Annotated in this window: 14 protein-coding genes and 1 pseudogene; 10 read left to right on the plus strand and 5 right to left on the minus strand. The window is 65.2% G+C overall.

The annotated features are described in order from the left end of the window. Positions 1 to 270: 270 nt before the first annotated feature. From E2484_RS15340 to E2484_RS15360, 5 genes are all read left to right on the plus strand, one after another. On the plus strand, positions 271 to 2,394 hold the full coding sequence (locus tag E2484_RS15340) for a BGTF surface domain-containing protein (RefSeq protein ID WP_137286062.1): 2,124 nt from the start codon (positions 271 to 273) through the stop codon (positions 2,392 to 2,394). Between the two features lie 178 nt (positions 2,395 to 2,572). Beyond that, the gene (locus E2484_RS15345) at positions 2,573 to 3,094 is read left to right on the plus strand and encodes a helix-turn-helix domain-containing protein (RefSeq protein WP_137286063.1); all 522 of its coding nucleotides are present in this window, start codon (positions 2,573 to 2,575) and stop codon (positions 3,092 to 3,094) included. A gap of 42 nt (positions 3,095 to 3,136) precedes the next feature. Next, complete coding sequence (locus E2484_RS15350) at positions 3,137 to 4,087, plus strand: DUF3179 domain-containing protein (protein WP_137286064.1); 951 nt, start codon at positions 3,137 to 3,139, stop codon at positions 4,085 to 4,087. A gap of 288 nt (positions 4,088 to 4,375) precedes the next feature. Further along, positions 4,376 to 5,755 carry an MmgE/PrpD family protein gene (locus E2484_RS15355; protein ID WP_137286065.1) on the plus strand — a complete coding sequence of 460 codons (1,380 nt, stop codon included), beginning with the start codon at positions 4,376 to 4,378 and terminating at the stop codon, positions 5,753 to 5,755. A 58-nt stretch (positions 5,756 to 5,813) separates the two neighbouring features. Continuing rightward, positions 5,814 to 6,143 (plus strand): CGCGG family putative rSAM-modified RiPP protein, encoded by a 330-nt coding sequence (locus tag E2484_RS15360; RefSeq protein WP_137286066.1) that lies wholly within the window; start codon positions 5,814 to 5,816, stop codon positions 6,141 to 6,143. A 21-nt stretch (positions 6,144 to 6,164) separates the two neighbouring features. Here the strand turns inward: E2484_RS15360 and E2484_RS25075 are convergent, their stop codons facing one another. Together E2484_RS25075 and E2484_RS26170 are read right to left on the minus strand one after the other, a co-directional pair. After that, complete coding sequence (locus E2484_RS25075) at positions 6,165 to 6,308, minus strand: hypothetical protein (protein ID WP_170977376.1); 144 nt, start codon at positions 6,306 to 6,308, stop codon at positions 6,165 to 6,167. A gap of 7 nt (positions 6,309 to 6,315) precedes the next feature. Continuing rightward, positions 6,316 to 7,159 (minus strand): annotated as a pseudogene (locus E2484_RS26170) (FAD-dependent oxidoreductase). 84 nt (positions 7,160 to 7,243) lie between these two features. Between E2484_RS26170 and E2484_RS15370 the strand changes: the two are divergent. The 5 genes from E2484_RS15370 to E2484_RS15390 all read left to right on the plus strand — a co-directional run bounded on the left by E2484_RS15370 (position 7,244) and on the right by E2484_RS15390 (position 14,307). Next, positions 7,244 to 7,441, plus strand: a complete 198-nt coding sequence (locus E2484_RS15370) for a hypothetical protein (RefSeq protein WP_321112666.1) — start codon at positions 7,244 to 7,246, stop codon at positions 7,439 to 7,441. A gap of 37 nt (positions 7,442 to 7,478) precedes the next feature. Beyond that, the gene (locus tag E2484_RS15375; RefSeq protein WP_137286067.1) at positions 7,479 to 8,303 is read left to right on the plus strand and encodes a phosphosulfolactate synthase; all 825 of its coding nucleotides are present in this window, start codon (positions 7,479 to 7,481) and stop codon (positions 8,301 to 8,303) included. A 207-nt stretch (positions 8,304 to 8,510) separates the two neighbouring features. Further along, positions 8,511 to 10,229: an MBL fold metallo-hydrolase gene (locus tag E2484_RS15380; RefSeq protein ID WP_137286068.1), complete on the plus strand. Its 1,719-nt coding sequence runs from the start codon at positions 8,511 to 8,513 to the stop codon at positions 10,227 to 10,229. Positions 10,230 to 10,937: 708 nt separating this feature from the next. After that, complete coding sequence (locus E2484_RS15385; RefSeq protein WP_137286069.1) at positions 10,938 to 11,975, plus strand: Gfo/Idh/MocA family protein; 1,038 nt, start codon at positions 10,938 to 10,940, stop codon at positions 11,973 to 11,975. Between the two features lie 82 nt (positions 11,976 to 12,057). Then, positions 12,058 to 14,307 carry a heavy metal translocating P-type ATPase gene (locus E2484_RS15390; protein ID WP_137286070.1) on the plus strand — a complete coding sequence of 750 codons (2,250 nt, stop codon included), beginning with the start codon at positions 12,058 to 12,060 and terminating at the stop codon, positions 14,305 to 14,307. A 7-nt stretch (positions 14,308 to 14,314) separates the two neighbouring features. Here the strand turns inward: E2484_RS15390 and E2484_RS15395 are convergent, their stop codons facing one another. Genes E2484_RS15395 through E2484_RS15405 form a run of 3 tightly spaced genes read right to left on the minus strand, consistent with a single transcriptional unit; the run spans position 14,315 to position 16,948 of the window. Then, entirely contained in the window at positions 14,315 to 15,955 is a 1,641-nt protein-coding gene (locus E2484_RS15395) for an alkaline phosphatase family protein (RefSeq protein ID WP_137286071.1), read from the minus strand. A 2-nt stretch (positions 15,956 to 15,957) separates the two neighbouring features. Continuing rightward, a complete protein-coding gene (locus E2484_RS15400) occupies positions 15,958 to 16,176 on the minus strand; it encodes a hypothetical protein (protein WP_137286072.1) in 219 nt (72 codons plus the stop codon). A 1-nt stretch (position 16,177) separates the two neighbouring features. Continuing rightward, positions 16,178 to 16,948, minus strand: coding sequence for a glycosyltransferase family 2 protein (locus tag E2484_RS15405; RefSeq protein WP_137286073.1), 771 nt, complete (start codon positions 16,946 to 16,948; stop codon positions 16,178 to 16,180). Positions 16,949 to 17,292 lie beyond the last annotated feature (344 nt).

Raw genomic sequence — 17,292 nt, forward strand, 5'->3', positions numbered from 1 at the left:
GCCGAGTGGGAGGGGTCACTGGTTCGAAGAAGATGGTCACGGTGATTCCGAGACGGTGTGGGAGAGTTGATGATTCGACAACGATGGAATCGACGAGAGCGACCTAGAATCGCGGTCAGTTGTGGCGGGTTCGCCGGGCTAGGCTCTCTTTGTTCGGGAACAAGCCGACCCTACCGTCACAAGATACTTATCGGATTTCGCCGAAATTCTCACGAACGCCCGCACGTCCGTTCGAGAGATGATTGTGCGGGAGGGGGAAATGGGGAAATCATGACACGAACACGCACGAGTGTACTACTGACAGCACTGCTCGTCGTCAGCGCGGTGACGGCGGGAATTACCGGTGCTACGATGTCGGACGCAGAGACTACGTATCAGGCTCAAGACGACGGCTTGGGGTCGGTTGCCGTCGGTTCCGAGGAGGTGTTCTGGAGCGGCCAGTTCCTGCGGTTCTCTGGGGGTGAACAGAACGCGAGCGAGGTCTGGGCGATTCGCCGGGTCGAGAACGGGCAGGTCGGCCAACTCGCCACCGAGGTGCTACTCGACGGCAACGGGTCGGCGGTGTTCTCGTCGAGCGACCTGGACGGTCGGTACGTCGTCGTCGACGGGAACGAGCGACCGGTCGTCTTCCAGAACGGCGTCGCACAACGCACCGGCGACGTGAACGATGCGGCCTTCGAGATTACCAACCAGTCGCTCGACGTCACCTTCGCCGACGCGACGGTCCGGAACGACGACAGTCCCGAGGCTCGAACCGACCTCCAGCTCGAGTCGAACCGCGCGGGCTACGGGTTCTACCTCTTCTCGGACCAACTGAGCGCGTCGCAGTTAGCCGACGTGTTCTCGTCGGTCGAGGTTCGTGACGGCCGAGCGGTCGCCACCCGGAACGCGAGTGACGACGCCGGCTTCGCCGCCAACTTCACCGGCGTCGAACCGGGGACGTACAACGTCACCGTGTTCACGTCCGACGGTACTGCACAGAGCGACGCCACGATATCTGTGACAGAGCCAGTCGAGGGCACCGCGTCGCTCGCGGACGGGAGCATCACCGAACAGCGCGGCGACGTGGTTCGGTTCAACGTCAACTTCGACGGGACCGACCGAGCGACGGTCTCGCTAGGGTCCGAACAGGTCCGTTACCTCTCGCGGTTCACCGTCGTCGACGCCAACGAAGACGGGGTAGCGACCGTCGAGATCGACACCTTCCGGGCCGGACTATCACCCGACTCGCCGGGGATTTCGGTGGTCGGCGAGGACAACTTGACCGACTTCCAGTTGGTGACCGACCCGGTTCCCGGTCGTCTCGACGCCGCGACGTACCCCATCGAAGTGTCCGTGGGGGCGACGCGGAGCGACGTGGGGTCGATACTCCTGAGCGAGCGCTCGACCGAGGGCATACAGGTGTGGACCGCGCCCGACCGCGCGAACGTCGGAAACGCGACGCGGTTGTCGGAGGTCGCCACCCAGGACCAGAACGTCGCGTATCAGGACTGGGCTATCGTGCAGGTGCAGGCTTCGGGCCTGTACAGTTACGTGCAGAACCTCTCGGACCTCAACGACAACGAGACGGGACTGTCGATGAACCTGCTTCGCGTCGGCGAGATCAACGTGCCGTCCGAGCAGGTGCCACTCGACCGAGCGAACCTCGTCGTGGACGAGGAGAACGACCAGTTCTTCCTGGTCATCGACTCGAACGAACTGGACCGCGACACGACCTATCGGGCGAACTTCACGATTACGGACGCGAACCCCTACGTCTCGGCCGACAACACCACTTCGCTGGTGACGAACTTCACCGTGGTCGAACGTAACGTCACGTTCGACCAACCGGTCGAGGTCGCTTCGGCGAGCGACGTCACCATCTCCGGGGAGAGTTCGGTCGCCGCAGGCACCGAACTGACCATCGAAGCCACGAACACGGGCCAGAACCCGTTCCTGAAGCGCCAGACCGCGACCGTCTCCGAGGACGGCACGTGGGAGGCCACGTTCGACTTCTCGGACGTGTCTCCGAACACGAACTTCACGGTCTCGACCAACGAACCGCAGGCCAACGCGACCGGAACGGTCGTCAGCGGCGAGGGCGCGGGTGACGGCGACGCGGGCGAGGAGACGACCCCTGCCGACGAGGAAACGACGCCCGCGGCCGACGGTGAGACTACCGCGGCCGAAGAGACGCCTGACGACGAGGAGACGCCTGCAGACGAAGAGACCGAGGAGGCGGACGGCGCGACGGACGCGGAAACCGAGACGCCCGCCGCCGAGGATGACACGACCACGACCGAGACCACCACGGTAGAGGCGAGCGCACCCGCCTCCGGGTTCGGGCCGGTGTCGCTTCTGGTCGGACTCGCAGTCTTACTCGCGGGGAGTGCGTTCGCGGCCCGACGGCGCTGAACGCAGGGCCTTCCGACGTTTCGGCAGTCTTTTTTGCGACCCACCGGGACGATTCGGTTCGAGGCTACTGCACGGAGTCACCACTCGGGGCCGTTACTACTCGGAGACGTTACTACACGAAACCGCCTCACCAGTCGCTCACCAAATTGTCTTGTGAGTCCGCGACGAATCGACGACCATGAGTGGTAGTCACACGAATTCAGGGGTGTACGTTTGCGACGAGTGTGGAGACGTGTCGTTCGGCGACTCGTCGTCCTGCTGTGACGAATCGATGAGCGCCGTCGAGGCGACGCCGGTCGAGTCGCCCGACCTCGCGGTAGTTCTCCGGGACGTGTTCGGCATCTCCGAGACGGGCCTGAAGGTGTGTCTCTGCCTGATGGAGGACGGCGAATCGACCGCGTCCGACGTCGCAGAGCGACTCGGCATCGACCGGAGTACCGTCGGCAGGCAGTTGAATCACCTGACCGACATCGGGTTGCTGGACAAGCGCCAACGCCTCCTCAAGGACGGCGGCTACGTCAACGTCTACTCGCCGGTTCCGGTCGAGGAGGTCCGGCGTCGGCTAACGGTCGGCCTCTACGCGTGGATGGAGGAGGCGCTCGAACTGGTCGAACACGTCAACCGCGAGAAGTTGGACGCGCTGGCCCGCGCCGACGGCGAGGGCGACGACGAGCAGGCCGGTATCTACTGGGACGGGTAGGCGACGGGTAGCGTTTTAGGCTTCGACTTCGAATCCCCGACGATGAACGTCAGGCAGGTCATTCCGCGGGACGCGATTCCCAGCGTGGACGACCCGGAGTTCGGCGAGGGCTACTTCGGCGACTCCGACGACGAGGTCATCGTGGTCGAAGGCGACGAAACCGCTCGGGCGTACCCGGTCCGGATTCTGAACTACCACGAGATCGTCAACGACGAACTCGGCGGCGACCCCATCGCGGTGACGTGGTGTCCGCTCTGCGGGAGCGCGGTGGTGTACGACCGGGAAGTCGCGGGCAAGGTTCTAACTTTCGGCGTCTCGGGCAAACTCGCCGACGACGACCTCGTGATGTACGACCGCGAGACCGAATCCGAGTGGAAACAGTCGCTCGGCGCGGCCATCGCGGGCGAACTGGCGGGCGAGTCGCTCCGCGTCCGACCCTCGGCGGTGACGACCTACGAGCGATTCCGGGACGAGCATCCCGACGGTCTCGTCCTCCAACGGCCCGGCGGCGAGAGCGAGGCCAGCGGGCCGGGCGACGACCCCGAACCCATCGAGTACGACGACGCGCCCTACGCGGACTACTTCGAGAGCGACGGGTTCGGACTCGCGGCCCACCGCGGCGAGGGCGGCCGGGAGTGGGACCGCGACGACTTGGACCCCAAGGCGGCGGTTCTCGGGGTCGAGGTAGAGGGTGACGCTCTCGGATTCCCCCTCTCGCGCGTCGAGGGCGCGGAAGGCGTCGTCACGGCCGAGGTCGGCGGCCGAACCATCGCGGTGTTCGCCACGCCCGACGGGATTCACGCCTTCGAGCATCCGGGCTACGAGTTCGAGGCGGTGGGAGAGGGCGTCTTCGAGGCCGACGGCACTCGCTGGGACGGCGCGACGGGTGAGAGCGACGACGGCCGCGAACTGACGCGACTGGCCGCACGGCGACTGTTCGCCTTCGCGTGGCAGGACGACCACGGCGACGACGCCTTCTGGTCGGCGGAGTGAACGCGCCCGGAAGACGGACCGTGCCCCGCCGACGACTGGACGCTCTCTTCGGTGTACTTCCACTGGCGCGAACGGTCGTCTCTGCGTTCACCGAGTGATTCGTCCAGAGGAGATGGTTATATCTATCTAAGAGAAATTATATTATTTCTAAAGAGATGGCGTACCTTTCCTAACGCGGGTTCCTACGTTGCGATTCCCCGCGCGTAATCAGTCCTTACCGTCGGGACAATCCACGTTTCCGACTGAACGCCCGGCCCGTTTTTTGCCGCGAAGCGTCGCAGGTCCACCATGACCACGACCAGCGACATCGCCGACTTCGCGCTCGGCCTCGACTTCGAGGACCTGAGCGACGACACCGTAGACGAACTCAAAAAACGCATCCTCGACTCGTTCGGCATCGCCGTGGCCGCGATGGAGGAGGAACCGGTCGGCGTCGTCGGCGACACCGTGGCCGAGTTCGGCGGCGAGGGATGCACGCTCTGGGGCGGTGGCAGTTCCCCTGAGTCGGACTCGTCGGCCGTCGCCGCGACCGCCTCGCCGCCCGACGCCACGATGTACAACACGACGCTCGTGCGCTACCTCGACTACATGGACTCGTTTCTCGCGCCGGGGGAGACGCCGCACCCGAGCGACAACGTCGCCGGGATACTCGCCTGCGGGGAGTACGCCGACGCCTCCGGCGAAGACCTGCTCACCGCGGTCGGGGTCGCCTACGAGGTCCAAGGCGCGCTGGCGTGGAACGCGCCGGTCCGCGACCGCGGGTGGGACCACGTTACCCACACCGTGATTTCCGCTGCTACCGGTACCGGGAAGATTCTCGGGTTGGAGCGCGAACCGCTCCGGTCGGCCATCGGCATCGCGGGCACCGCGCACAACGCCCTCCGCGTCACCCGTACCGAAGGCATCTCGGAGTGGAAGGGCATCGCGTCGGCCAACGCCGCCAGAAACGCGGTCTACTCCGCCTTTCTCGCCAAGAACGGGATGGACGGCCCGAAGAACCTCTTCGAGGGCCAGAAGGGGTGGAAGCAGACCGTCTCGGGCGAGTTCGAGGCCGAGTTCACGCCAGCCGAGCGCGTCCACGACGTGATGACCAAGAAGTACGTCGCCGAGACCTACGCTCAGTCGGCCGTCGAGGGCGTCATCGAACTCGCCGAGCGCGAGGAGATAGATCACGAGGAGATCGAGAAGATCCGCCTCGACACCTTCGCCGGAGCGAAACTCATCATCGGCGGCGGCGAAGGGAGTCGCTACGAGGTCGAGACCAAAGCCCAGGCCGACCACTCGTTGCCGTACATGCTCGCGGCCGCGCTCATCGACCGCGAGATGACCAACGACCAGTACGACCCCGAGCGAATCCGCCGCGACGACGTACAGGAACTCCTCCAGAAGGTAGAGGTCTCCGAGGACTCCGAACTCACCGCTCGCTTCGAAAACGGCGAGATGCCCGCGGTCGTGGCGGTCGAGATGGCCGACGGGACCGCGTACCTCGTCGAGAAAGACCACTTCGAGGGCCACCCCAGCGACCCGATGTCGTGGGACGAAATCGAACGGAAGTTCCACGAGACCGCCGGGGAGCGGTACGACGAAGCCGAGCGCGACGAGATAGTCGAGACCGTAGTTCAGTTGGAGGACCACGACGTGTCGGAGTTGGTCGCACTGCTGGAGTAATTCGGAGCCGAACACGTTCGGGCCAACTCCTTCCCCCGAGCGCGACCTCACTTCGAACATGGACACGACCAGCGACGACCGCGACCACGACGTGGAGTTGGACCGCGACGTAGAACCCATCACCGACCGGGTTCACGACAACTCGTGGTCGGCCAACCTCGAAAAACCGCATCACGCCGAGAGCCGCGACCTCGTCCTCGAACAGGCCGAGACCGCGGTCGAACACACCGCCGGCGGGAACCACGTCAACCTCGTGACCCACGGCGACCACGGCCACCCGGAGACGTACCTGTACGAGGAACTCGAAGAGACCTTCGGCGGCGACATCTCGTGGGAGTACGTCGAGCAGTGTGGCTGTGGCGGCCACGTCACCAGGGTCTACGTGTAGGTTCGGACGCCTTCGGTTTCGTCACTGACGGACGTAGAGCAGTGCGACTCCGAGGACGATGAAGAGGAGACCCCACCACAGCGAGTCCCACGGCAGTATTTTCAGGAGAAGCGTGACGACACCGGACGAGAGCAGCGACCACCCGACCGTCGTTTGATAGGTCATGAAATCCTTACGGGGTCGAAGTAATTGGGTTCTGTGGCTGAGTGCGCCGTCGGTCGCCGCCCGCCTCCATCTCGTCACCGAGCGCCTTCGCCGCGAGGAGTACCGGGTCCCAGACCGGGCCGAACGGTGGGGCGTAGCCGAAGTCGAGGTTCCCGAACTCGCCGACCGTCATCTCCGCGTGGAGGGCGGCCGCGACCGAGTTGATGCGGTGGGCCGCACCCTCCGCGCCGACCATGCTCACGCCGAGCAGGCGGCCCGAGTCGGTGTCGGCGGTGACGTGAACCACGATTCGCGACCAGTCGGGGTAGTAGTGAGCGCGAGTGATGGTGGTGAGCGTGGTCGCCACCGGGTCGAATCCGGCCGCCTCGACCTCCTGAGCGTCCAGTCCGGTGCGGGCGACCTCCAAGGCGAAGGCCTTCATCACCCGGTTCCGACGACGCCGCCCGTGGGTGCGGGAGTGCCTGCGCCCGTTCCATTGCCCGCGACAGTACTCCCGACCGCGCGGCCCGGCCTCCGGTAGCGAGGAGCAGGTCGTCGTACGACTCCTCGTAGCGTCCCTCCTCGCTCTCGACGGTGTCGGTCCGGTCGTCCCGGTCGATTGCGACGACTTCGTGGTTGCGCCGGAGGTCGATGCCCCGCTCCTCGACGAACTTCCGCGGTTCGACCACGAGGAGGTCTTCGAGGTCGGCGATTTCGCCTTTCACGTAGTAAGGCAGACCGCAGGCCCCGTACGACACCCAATCGCCGCGCTCGAACACCACAACCTCCCGGTCCGGGTCGTCGCGCTTGGCCTTCCCTGCCGCACTCATGCCTGCGGCGTCTCCCCCGACGACGAGGAACTTGCGTGTCATTCCGTGGCGCGATTCAATTCCGCGGCTTATAATGGATTCGTCCGGGTCGGTACGCTTACGATTACGGACTGAGTGGTGCCCGCCGTGAGCGTCAAAAACTTGGCCGTCGCACTGGCAGTCGGAGTCGTCTCGTTCCTCGCCGTCGCCGTGACAGTGACCGAACTGCTCAGCACGCGCATCTGGCCGTCGGCGATAGTCGGCCTCCCTGTCGGCGTGCTGGCCGGTCTCCTCGGCGTCGGAGCGACGTACTACCTCCTGTCGCGCGAGACTGCCCAACAGTAAAGTGTCGGTTCGTAGTACCTCTGTCGGGGGAACAGCGATGGACCGAGCATTCGACTTTCTGCACGTCAACGAGCGTGAATCGAAACCGCGGGAGAAAGGCATCACCGAGATTCGGGGGCCGTACTACGACCCGATGGGGCCACGGGAGTTGCGGGACATCCTCGACACGATGGGCGAGTACGTGGACATCTACAAGTTCTCGGGCGGGTCGTTCGCCCTGATGCCCGAGGAGGCGGTCGAGGAACTCATCTCGGTCTGCCACGAGTACGACGTCCAGGTCTCGACCGGCGGGTTCGTGGAGAACGTCCTCGTCAAGGACCACGACCACGTCGAGCAGTACGTCGAAGAGGCCGGAAATATCGGATTCGACGTCGTGGAGATCTCGTCGGGGTTCATCGCCATCGACACCGACGACCTGGTGGAACTGACCGAGATGGTACAGGACCACGGACTGAAGGCCAAGCCAGAGATCAACGTCCAGTTCGGCGCGGGTGGCGCGTCGTCGGTCGAGGAGTTGGAGAGCGAGGCCGCGATCGACCCAGCGAGCGCCATCCGAGAGGCCCAGCGACACCTCGACGCCGGAGCGTACAAGATCATGGTCGAGTCCGAGGGCATCACCGAGCGCGTCCGGGAGTGGCGGACCGACGTGGCCTTCGAGATAGCCAACGAAGTGGGCATCGAGAACTGCGTGTTCGAGGCGGCCGACCCGGAAGTGTTCGAGTGGTACATCAAGAACTTCGGTCCGGAGGTCAACCTCTTCGTCGACAACTCCCAAATCGTCGAACTGGAGTGCATGCGGTCGGGTCTCTGGGGTAAGAAGAGTTCGTGGGGCCGAATCACGTCCTTCGACCGGGAGACGTGACGCCGAACGGACGGAAAGCCACCGAAAGTGACCGACCTGTGACAGCCGGTCTGGTACCGAAATTGTAACATTCGAACCGAAACGGCCATTCGGTTAAAAGCTAGTCTACATTATACGGGGCATAACAAAAGAATTTACGTCACTCCCCTTCGTTCGTAGGAGCATGAATCGTGTCGGGACAGAGAGGGGAGGCCGGTTTCTCGGCCGATGAACCTGAGCTACCAGCACGCGAACCCGTCGAAGGGAGGCGGTTCGTACCTCCTTCGATTCCGTGACCCGCCCCACGAACGGACGGCCTGCGTCCTCGTAGACTCGGGGGTCGACGTCGACCTTGACGCCCTGCTGGACGACGACGAGTATCTCGCGGCCGTCCTGTTGACCCACGCTCACCTCGACCACTACGCCTCTCTCGCCGACTCGCTCCGTGACGGGGCACCGGTCTACGCCGCCGAACCGACCGCGAACGTCCTCGAAGACGTACTGACCGAGGGCGAGAAGAACTACGAGATCGGCGCGACCGGGTCGGTGGCCGACGCCATCGAACCGCTCTCCGGGTGGAAGACGCTCGTTCCGGACGTGGAAGTCGCTCCGGTTCCGGCGGGCCACGCGCCCGGCGCGGGTGGGTTCGTCGTCCAGTTCCACGACGGGTCGTGGGCCAACCACCTCCTGTTCACCGGCGACTTCACGACGCGGCGGGTCGCGGGCTATCCGGGGTTGCAGACTGATTTACCGGTCGATATCGACGCGCTGTTCGTCAACGTCTCCACGACCGACGACTTCGAGGAGGCGCTTTCGGACTCGCTTTTCAGTATCGTCGAGCGCGTTCAGGCCGGGTCGTCGGTCCTCGTGACCGCCAGCGCGTTGACGGCAGTCCACTACGCGTACCTGCTCGGTCACCTCGGCGAGCGTCTGGACGAGTCGGTTCCGGTCACGCTGGCCGGGCAGGCCGCTAAACTCTACGCCGACTTCGGTTACGACGTTCCGAACGTCGAGGCGGTCCCGGTCTTCGACTCGCCTACCGACTTGCTCGAACGCGGTACCGTCACCTTCGCCGGGCCGGAAGTCCCCTCCGAGGGGAGCGCCTGCCGTCTGTTCGGAGCGATCGAGGACGACTCGTCGGCGACGCTGGTCCAACTGACCGGCGGTGCGACCGACCCGGTCGAGACGGCGGCCTGCACCGTCTACGACTTCGAGGTAGCCAACCACCCGCCGCTGGCGGTCATCGTCGAACTGGTCGACCGACTCGACCCCGTCCACGTCGTCGCGGGCCACGGCCCGCGGCGGGCGCTCCGGAACTTCCGCGGTCGGTACGACGAGCGGTTCGTCTGGGCCAGCGACGACGACCGCGAGCAGACCCTCTACGCCGACGGTCGGTGGTCGCCGCCGCCGTGGCTGAGCGAGACCGCGGTCCAGTCCATCCGCGCACAAGACTGGAAGTCGAACGGCGGCCGGTTCGGCGAACTCGTGGCGGAGGCCGACGAGTCGCTCCCGGAAGTAGTCCGGGCCGCCGACCCCGACCTCGAAGCCGAAGGCCTCGACGTAGATCGATTCGACGGTCGGTTCGGTGCGCGCGACGAGTCGGCCGACCTTCCGGTCCCCGACTCGTCCGACTCCGACCCGGTCACCACGGACTCGCCCACTCCGGACTCGAATGCGCCCGATTCGCCCTCACCTGACGCGCTCGTATCTGACACATCCGACCCGGACTGGCCGGGGGTGCCGGAAGAGGCCGTGAACGAGACCGAGACGTTCCGTCTCGAAGTTCTCAGCCGACTCGACGAGTTGGAACCGGAGGTTAGTGGCAGACACTTCCGCGCCCGCGTCGTGGACGGCGGCGACGACGTGACCATGCTCCGTCTGATGGAGGACGTCGACCTCGAACACGGCGAGGAAATGGCCGTGGTCGTCGCGGACGACGAGGAGTGAATCGCTCAACGGATTACGCCGGACGTATTCCCCTTCTTTTCAGCAATGTATTTATGTGTTAGATAATTGTAAAGTATGTTTAGGGTATTATACATTATTATGACGACAGTGTTCGTCTTGACCTCGAGACGGTCGCAACTGGTCGAACCGACGCAAACTGACCGTACCGCAACGGTACTGTGACCGCGAACGGAGGAGGTAGTGAGGCTAACTACTGCGTGGGCAACGGAGTTACCGCACGCCACCGCCCCGCACCGCAACCGCGGGCCTCACGCCTCCCCAACCGTCTGCGTTGCTCGGCCTGCGCTACTCGTCCACAGGAGGACGAACGACGTCCTCCGAGCCTTCAGTCGCTTCGCTCCTGAAGACACCGGAGGACAAACAACGTCCTCCGAACCTGCGGTCACGTCCGTTCCCGCAGACACCGGAAGACGACCCGCGTCTTCCGAGCCTGCACTCGCGTTCGCTCGCGCAGCCCTCGCGCGCATGGAGGGCGACCTCGCTGATCGAGGTCGCGCCAGCGCGCCGAGATGGAAGGTGTCGATGGCGCCCGCCGGAGTAGGGGGTCCGCCGAGCGAAACTGGTGCAGTTCGATTCAGTTGGCGAACACGGTGGAGTGTCCGAGAACCGGTGGGTTTCGAAGCCGTCGAAAACTGCCGGAGGCGGCCAGACGAGTCAAGGGACCCCTCGTAGTGAACTCTAACACGAATGTCTCAGGCCGAGAAACTCAGAGTCGGCGTTATCGGCGGCGGCTACATCGGAACCACGGTCGGTCAGTTGTTCAACACGGACCCGCGTTCGACGGTGACGGCGTTGGCGGACGTGAGCGCCGACACGCGACAGACCGCGGGCGAGACCCTCTACGTCGGCGACGGCTCCCAGTACGAGGACTACCGCGAGATGCTCGACGCGGAGGCGCTCGACGCGGTACTCGTCGGAACACCCCACACCCTCCACCACGAGATGGTGACGGCGGCGCTCGACCGCGACCTCCACGTTTTCTGCGACAAACCGCTCACGACCGACTTGGACGAGGCCCGCGACCTCACGGAGCGCGCCGAGTCGAGCGAGCAGGTGCTGATGGTCGGCTACCAGCGTCACCTCAACCCGGCGTTCCAGACCGCGCGACGGCGGTGGCAGGGCGACGACGAGAGCGACTCCCCGAGCGACCGGAATCCGACCCCCGATTACTTGAGCGCCGAAATCACGCAGAACTGGATCTCCCGATTCGAGGGGACGTGGCGGACCGACCCCGACCTCTCGGGCGGCGGAAACCTCTACGACACCGGGAGTCACCTCATCGACGCGGTGCTGTGGACCACGGGGCTGACCCCGGCCTCGGTCAGCGCCGAGATGGTGTTCGCCGACGACGAGGACCGAGTGGACGAACGCGCGGTTCTCACCGTCGAGTTCGAGAACGGCGCGCACGGCACCATCTCGGTCCACAGCGACGCCCCGTGCGTGCGCGAACACATACACGTCTGGGACGACGAAGGAGCGGTCTACCTCGAAGGCCGACAGTGGGAGGAGCGCGAACTGGAGCGAATCGACGCCGACTCCACGACGGTCATCCCCTACATCGACCGGAGCCAACAGCGCGACAAGGCCGAGGCGTTCATCGACTGCATCGAGACCGGCGAGGAACCGCCCGCGACTGCTCGTGACGCGCTGGCGGTGACCGCGCTTACCGAGGCGGCCTACGAGGCCGCCAGAAGTGGGGAGAAGGTGGCCGTAGAGTTAGAGTGAGGCGAAGGTGGAAGTGGAGTCGGAGTGAGACGGTGCCGAGATACGCGTAACGCTTTTTCGCGTCTCGTTCTCACACTCTCGTGTGACCGAAACCGAGGTCCAGTATCGCGTCGGCGGGATGAGCTGCTCGTTCTGCACCGAGAGCATCCAGACGGCGTACGACCGGACGGAGGGCGTCGAGGACGCGAGCGTCAGCCTCGCTCACGAGGAAGTCCGAGTCCGGTACGACGAGGGCGAAGTCGAAGAGGTCGAACTCAAAGACGTTCTCAGAGACCTCGGATTCACGATTCGCGCCGCCGACAAAGCCGCGCAGTTCGAAGAACGTCGCGCGGAACTCGATCGTGCGAAGCGTCGACTCGCGCTCGCCGGGGTGTTCTCGGGAATCGCGGCGGCCCTGATGGTGTTCATGGTGTTCGTTCGCGGGAGCTTCGAGTCGGAGTCGGCGTCGATGGACCTCGCCGCGCTCGGACTGGCGCTCGCGACGATGCTCGGGCCGGGACGGTACATCCTCGACAAGGCGTATCACAGCCTTCGACGCGGTATTCTCAATCAGCACGTCCTGCTCGAAGCCGGGGCCTTCGCCGGGTTGGCGGGCGGACTTCTGGGTCTCGTCGGGTTCCCGTCTTTCCCGACGGTTCACTTCTTCGCCGTCTCGGTTTTCGTCACGAGCTATCACGTTCTCTCGGAGTACACCAGCCTCCTCGTCCGCGCTCGGACCTCCCGCGCCGTGCAGGAACTGCTCGAACTGCGCCCCGACACCGCTCGCCGCGTTAGCGACGACGGCGGCGTCGAGGAGGTCGACGTAGACGACCTCGCGGTCGGAGACCGGGTGCGTATCAAACCCGGCGAGAGCGTCCCGGTCGACGGACGGGTAATCGATGGCGAGAGCGCGGTTGACGAGAGCGTGGCGACCGGCGAGTCGGCCCCCGTCGACAAGTCGCCCGACGACGAGGTGGTCGGCGGGAGCGTCAACCGAACCGGCACCCTGCTCGTCGAGGTTACCGCGACCGGCGAGGACGCCTTCCTGAATCGCGTCGCCCGAGAGGTCGAGGCCGCGCGGGCCATGAAACCCGGCGTCGTCGCGCTCGCCGACCGCGTGCTGAAGTACTTCGTCCCGGCCGTGTTCGTCGTCTCCGTCGGGGCGGCGCTCTTCTGGTCGGTCGGTCCGATACTCGTCGGCGGTGCGCCCGACGTGCAACGCGGCGCGTTTGCCGCACTCGCGGTGCTCGTCCTCGGCTACCCCTGTGCGCTCGGCATGGCGACGCCACTGGCGATCGTCCGGGGTGGCGGCGTCGCCGCCGAGCGGGGCCTGCTCATGCGGAGCGCCGACGCGTTCCACGCCTTCCGCGAGGTCGAGACGGTCGTTTTCGACAAGACCGGAACCGTCACGCAGGGCGAACCCGCCGTCGAGGAAGTGGTCGTCGTGGGTGAGGCCGGGGAGATGGAGGTAGTCCGCCGGGCCGCGACCGCAGAGGTGTACAGCGAACATCCCCTCGCCGACGCGATTCTGGACCACGTCAGCGCGCTGGGCGTCGAGTTTCCGACTCCCGACGACTTCGACAGCGTGACCGGAAAGGGAGTTCGAGCGACCGCGGACGGGACCGAGATCCGAGTCGGGAAACCGTCGTGGGCGGCGGACTCCGGACTCCCCGCGGCGGTGCGCGCCGACGCCGACGAACTCCGGAACCGGGGCCTTACTGTCGTCGCAGTCACGGTCGACGGTGCAGTCCTCGGTCTTCTCGCGCTGGGCGACCCAGTGAAACCCGACGCCGAGGAGGCCATCGCTCGGCTGAATGCCGAAGGAACGACGCCCGTGATGCTCACGGGTGACGGCGAGCGAACTGCCGGGACTGTGGCCGAACACGTCGGTATCGACCGCGTGATGGCCGAGGTGCTCCCGGAGGACAAGCGCGAGGAGATACGGCGGCTTCAGGCCGAGGGCGGCCGCGTGGCGATGGTCGGCGACGGCATCAACGACGCCCCGGCGTTGACCCAGGCCGACGTGGGCGTCGCAATCGGTGCGGGGACCGACATCGCCATCGAGAGCGCCGACGTCGTGCTCGTGGACGACCGCCTCGGGGGTATCTCGGACGCCTACGAAATCGCAGACCGGAGCTATCGGAAGACCGAGCAGAACCTCGCCGGAGCGTTCGCGTTCAACGGGGTGGGCGTCGCCGCGGCCGCGACCGGTCTGGTCCATCCGGTCTTCGCGATGATAGCGATGGTACTGTCGGTGTCGCTCGTCCTGCTGAACAGTTTCGGCGGGCAGTTACTGAAGGGCGAGCGACCGACGGTGGACTTCGGGAGCGCGGCCAGACGAGACGCCGAGTGACCTCGACTCAGTCTTCACCTAGTTCCCCGACGACTTCCCGTACCGCCCGCTTCGTCTTCACCTTCCCGTCGAATCGCTCGCGCTCCGCCCGTACGTCCACCACGTCGTCGCGGACCTCGCCGTCCATCTCCTCGGGTACGGGCACGTCCAGTAGCGAACACGCCGTGGGCGCGAAGTCCGTCAGATCGACCGTCACGCCGGTTTCGCTCTCGACCGGGCCGCCCCACGCGTAGAAGATGCCGTGCATCTCGTGTTGGGAGGTGTGCGAACCGGTTTTGGGGGGGTCGGCGAACACCCGCTTGGTCTTCATCGTCTGGGGGTACTGAATCTGATAGCCCGGTGCGGGCATGCAGACGAGGTCCGGCCGGGTGTCGGCGTACTCGTCGCCGTACACGTCCTCCCCGTAGAGTACCGAGTCGACGACTCTCTCACCGCGCTCGGGGTGTTCGATGGCGAGGAGTTCCTCGCGCAGGCGTTCCCGGACCTGGTCGTACTCGTGTTCGGGAATCGCGCCCTCCCGGTGGTCGCCGGTGTTGAGGTAGATTTGGCCGCCGCTGGCGACCGTGAACGCCGCGGTCTGGCTCCAGTCGATGTCCCTCCGGGAGATTGTCAGCAGTTCCGCGAAGTCGGGACCGGACCCGTCGCCGTTCGTCCGGGCGACCCCCATCTTGAGCTTCGAGAAGAGGTTGAGTTCGCTCATCACCGTCTCCACGGCGTCGTAGACGTGGTTGTAGCCGAACTGCTTCAGGCGGGTCCACGGCCGGGATTCGAGTTCGAGATAGCCCGCGTTGTAGAGCCACGAGTTGAGGTTGATGGTCTGGTAGACCGGCCCGTGGCCGTGGTCCGAGAGGACCATCATCGTGTCCTCGTCGTCCATCCGGTCCATCACCCATCCGAGCAGGTCGTCGTAGAGTTCGAGCAGTTCGAGGGGCTCGTCGTCGTATCGGGCCGCGACGTCGGGGTCGTGCTTCGGGTGGGTCTCGTCGAGGACGTGCCCGAGGACGTGGAGGATGTTGTCCGGGCCTGAGAAGACGAGGGAGTAGAAGTCACAGGGGTACTCCTCGACGAGCAACTTGGCGACCTCGATGCGGTTCGATTCTATCTCGAAGAAGTTGTCGAGGAGACCCTTCAGGTTCCCTTCGTCGCTTCCGTCGTCGTACCCCTCGTAGGGGTCCACGTCGTACTCGCCGACGCGCTCCTCGATGTCCCGCTGGAGTTCGTCGGGGAAGGCGTACGACCCCGAGGAGGGCGTCGTGATGTTGTCCGAGATGTGGAACCCCGAGGTCCGTGACGGGGGGTAGCCCGGCATGACGTTCATCACGCCCGACCGCTTGTCCTCGGCGTCGAGATACTCCCAGACCGGGACCGACTGCTCGCGGAGGGTGTCGGCGTTGACGAAGTTCGTCCCGTACTCGCCCTCCTCCTTGAGCATGAAGTTGTAGACGCCGTGGTTGCCGGGATTGCGGCCCGTGGCGAACGAACTCCACGCTATCATCGACAGCGGTGGGACGGTCGAGCGCGTCGTGCCGTCGGTCCCCTCGGCGCGCATCCGCTCGAAGTTGGGGAGTCGTCCGGCGTCGATACCTCTGTCGACCAGTTCGGGCGGAACGCCGTCCAACCCGAACACGTAGACTGAGCCGTCTGTCATAGTCACTTTTCGAGGTATCCCAGTTGTTCGAGGCGGTCTTCTACCACGTCGTCGTCGGCGCTGTCGCTCCCGGCGTCGGCCGCGTCGCCGCGCTCCATCTCGGCGGCGGTAGATTCGAGGACGTACTCGGCGAGATCGTCGGCACCGTCGAAGCCGTCGAGTCGGTCGGCGAGCAGTTCGTAGCGGTCGCTGAGGTCGGTGGGTAGCTGTATCGTAGACATGTTATCGTTTTTCGGAACGCGAGGGAATCGGTCGGCGGCGCTTGAGGAGGCGAACGAGAAAGAGCATGACCGCCAACCCGTGCTTGATGGGGTTGTAGGTCTGCCCTTCAAGGTCCTCGTACCGGGCGTCGATTGCCCGTTCGGTGATGGTCAGGCCCTCGGTGGTCGCCGAGTCTATCATCTCGGACTCGACGCCCATCCCGTCGGTCGTGAGAGAGAGTCGTTCGAGCGATTCGGGCGAGAACGCCCGGAAACCGCTCTGGGTATCTGTGAGATCGGAACCGGTCACGCGCGAGGTGCAGTAGTCGAGGACGACTTGGCCGAGTCGCCGGTAGACGGGCGTCTCGTCGCCCGCGTCTTCGGCGAGGTAGCGACTGCCGATGACCATGTCGGCCTCGTCTTCGACCACTGGCGCGGCCAGCGTGGGGATGTCGGCGGGGTCGTGCTGGCCGTCGGCGTCGAGCAGGACGAGCGCGTCGCAGTCCGTGCGCCGGGCGTGGGCGAAGAGGGTGCGGACCGCCGCTCCCTTCCCTCGGTTTCGCTCGTGGCGCAAGACGGTCACGTCGGCCTGCTCCAGAATCACAGGCGTGCGGTCGGTGCTTCCGTCGTCTACGACCACTACGTCGTCGGCCCACCGCTGGACGCCGAGAACGGTACTGCCGATACCGTTCTCCTCGTTGTACGCGGGAATGCCGACGACGACGTGAGCGTTGCCGAGTCGTTGCTCGGCAGACTGGGCGGTTCGCTCGCCCTCCGCAACCTGTAGACTCATGGTTCCTTCGGAGTATCCATCCGTTTCGTCTCACTTTGTTCTCCAGCGCCTATATCGGGATAGCGCGAGTTTGGCCGGCTATAGGTCGGTCGTACGGCGGTTAGAGCGATTACGGAACGGTACTCGTCCCCTAGAGTTCGGGAAAGCGTCAGTTTCCCGACGGTAGGTTGTGGTGGCCTATCCACAATCAGGGTCAGATTAGCGAACAGGCGGTGGGGAACGAACGTGGAAGTGCAGTAAAAGGAAGCCCGACTCGTCGGAGAACCGAGCGCCGACCTCCGGAAAACGAAGTGCCGTGGCGGAGAAACCAACGAGTCGGGCCGACGAATCGACGACCGCCTGGT

It is taken from the genome of Halorussus salinisoli (genome assembly GCA_005239435.1).
Lineage (GTDB): Archaea > Halobacteriota > Halobacteria > Halobacteriales > Haladaptataceae > Halorussus > Halorussus salinisoli.

Bases quoted from the DNA above. Each gene is read 5' to 3' on its own strand.
- E2484_RS15340 (WP_137286062.1), top strand. From the start codon at position 271: ATGACACGAACACGCACGAGTGTACTACTGACAGCACTGCTCGTCGTC.
- E2484_RS15345 (WP_137286063.1), top strand. From the start codon at position 2,573: ATGAGTGGTAGTCACACGAATTCAGGGGTGTACGTTTGCGACGAGTGT.
- E2484_RS15350 (WP_137286064.1), top strand. From the start codon at position 3,137: ATGAACGTCAGGCAGGTCATTCCGCGGGACGCGATTCCCAGCGTGGAC.
- E2484_RS15355 (WP_137286065.1), top strand. From the start codon at position 4,376: ATGACCACGACCAGCGACATCGCCGACTTCGCGCTCGGCCTCGACTTC.
- E2484_RS15360 (WP_137286066.1), top strand. From the start codon at position 5,814: ATGGACACGACCAGCGACGACCGCGACCACGACGTGGAGTTGGACCGC.
- E2484_RS25075 (WP_170977376.1), bottom strand. From the start codon at position 6,308: ATGACCTATCAAACGACGGTCGGGTGGTCGCTGCTCTCGTCCGGTGTC.
- E2484_RS15375 (WP_137286067.1), top strand. From the start codon at position 7,479: ATGGACCGAGCATTCGACTTTCTGCACGTCAACGAGCGTGAATCGAAA.
- E2484_RS15380 (WP_137286068.1), top strand. From the start codon at position 8,511: ATGAACCTGAGCTACCAGCACGCGAACCCGTCGAAGGGAGGCGGTTCG.
- E2484_RS15385 (WP_137286069.1), top strand. From the start codon at position 10,938: ATGTCTCAGGCCGAGAAACTCAGAGTCGGCGTTATCGGCGGCGGCTAC.
- E2484_RS15395 (WP_137286071.1), bottom strand. From the start codon at position 15,955: ATGACAGACGGCTCAGTCTACGTGTTCGGGTTGGACGGCGTTCCGCCC.
- E2484_RS15400 (WP_137286072.1), bottom strand. From the start codon at position 16,176: ATGTCTACGATACAGCTACCCACCGACCTCAGCGACCGCTACGAACTG.
- E2484_RS15405 (WP_137286073.1), bottom strand. From the start codon at position 16,948: ATGAGTCTACAGGTTGCGGAGGGCGAGCGAACCGCCCAGTCTGCCGAG.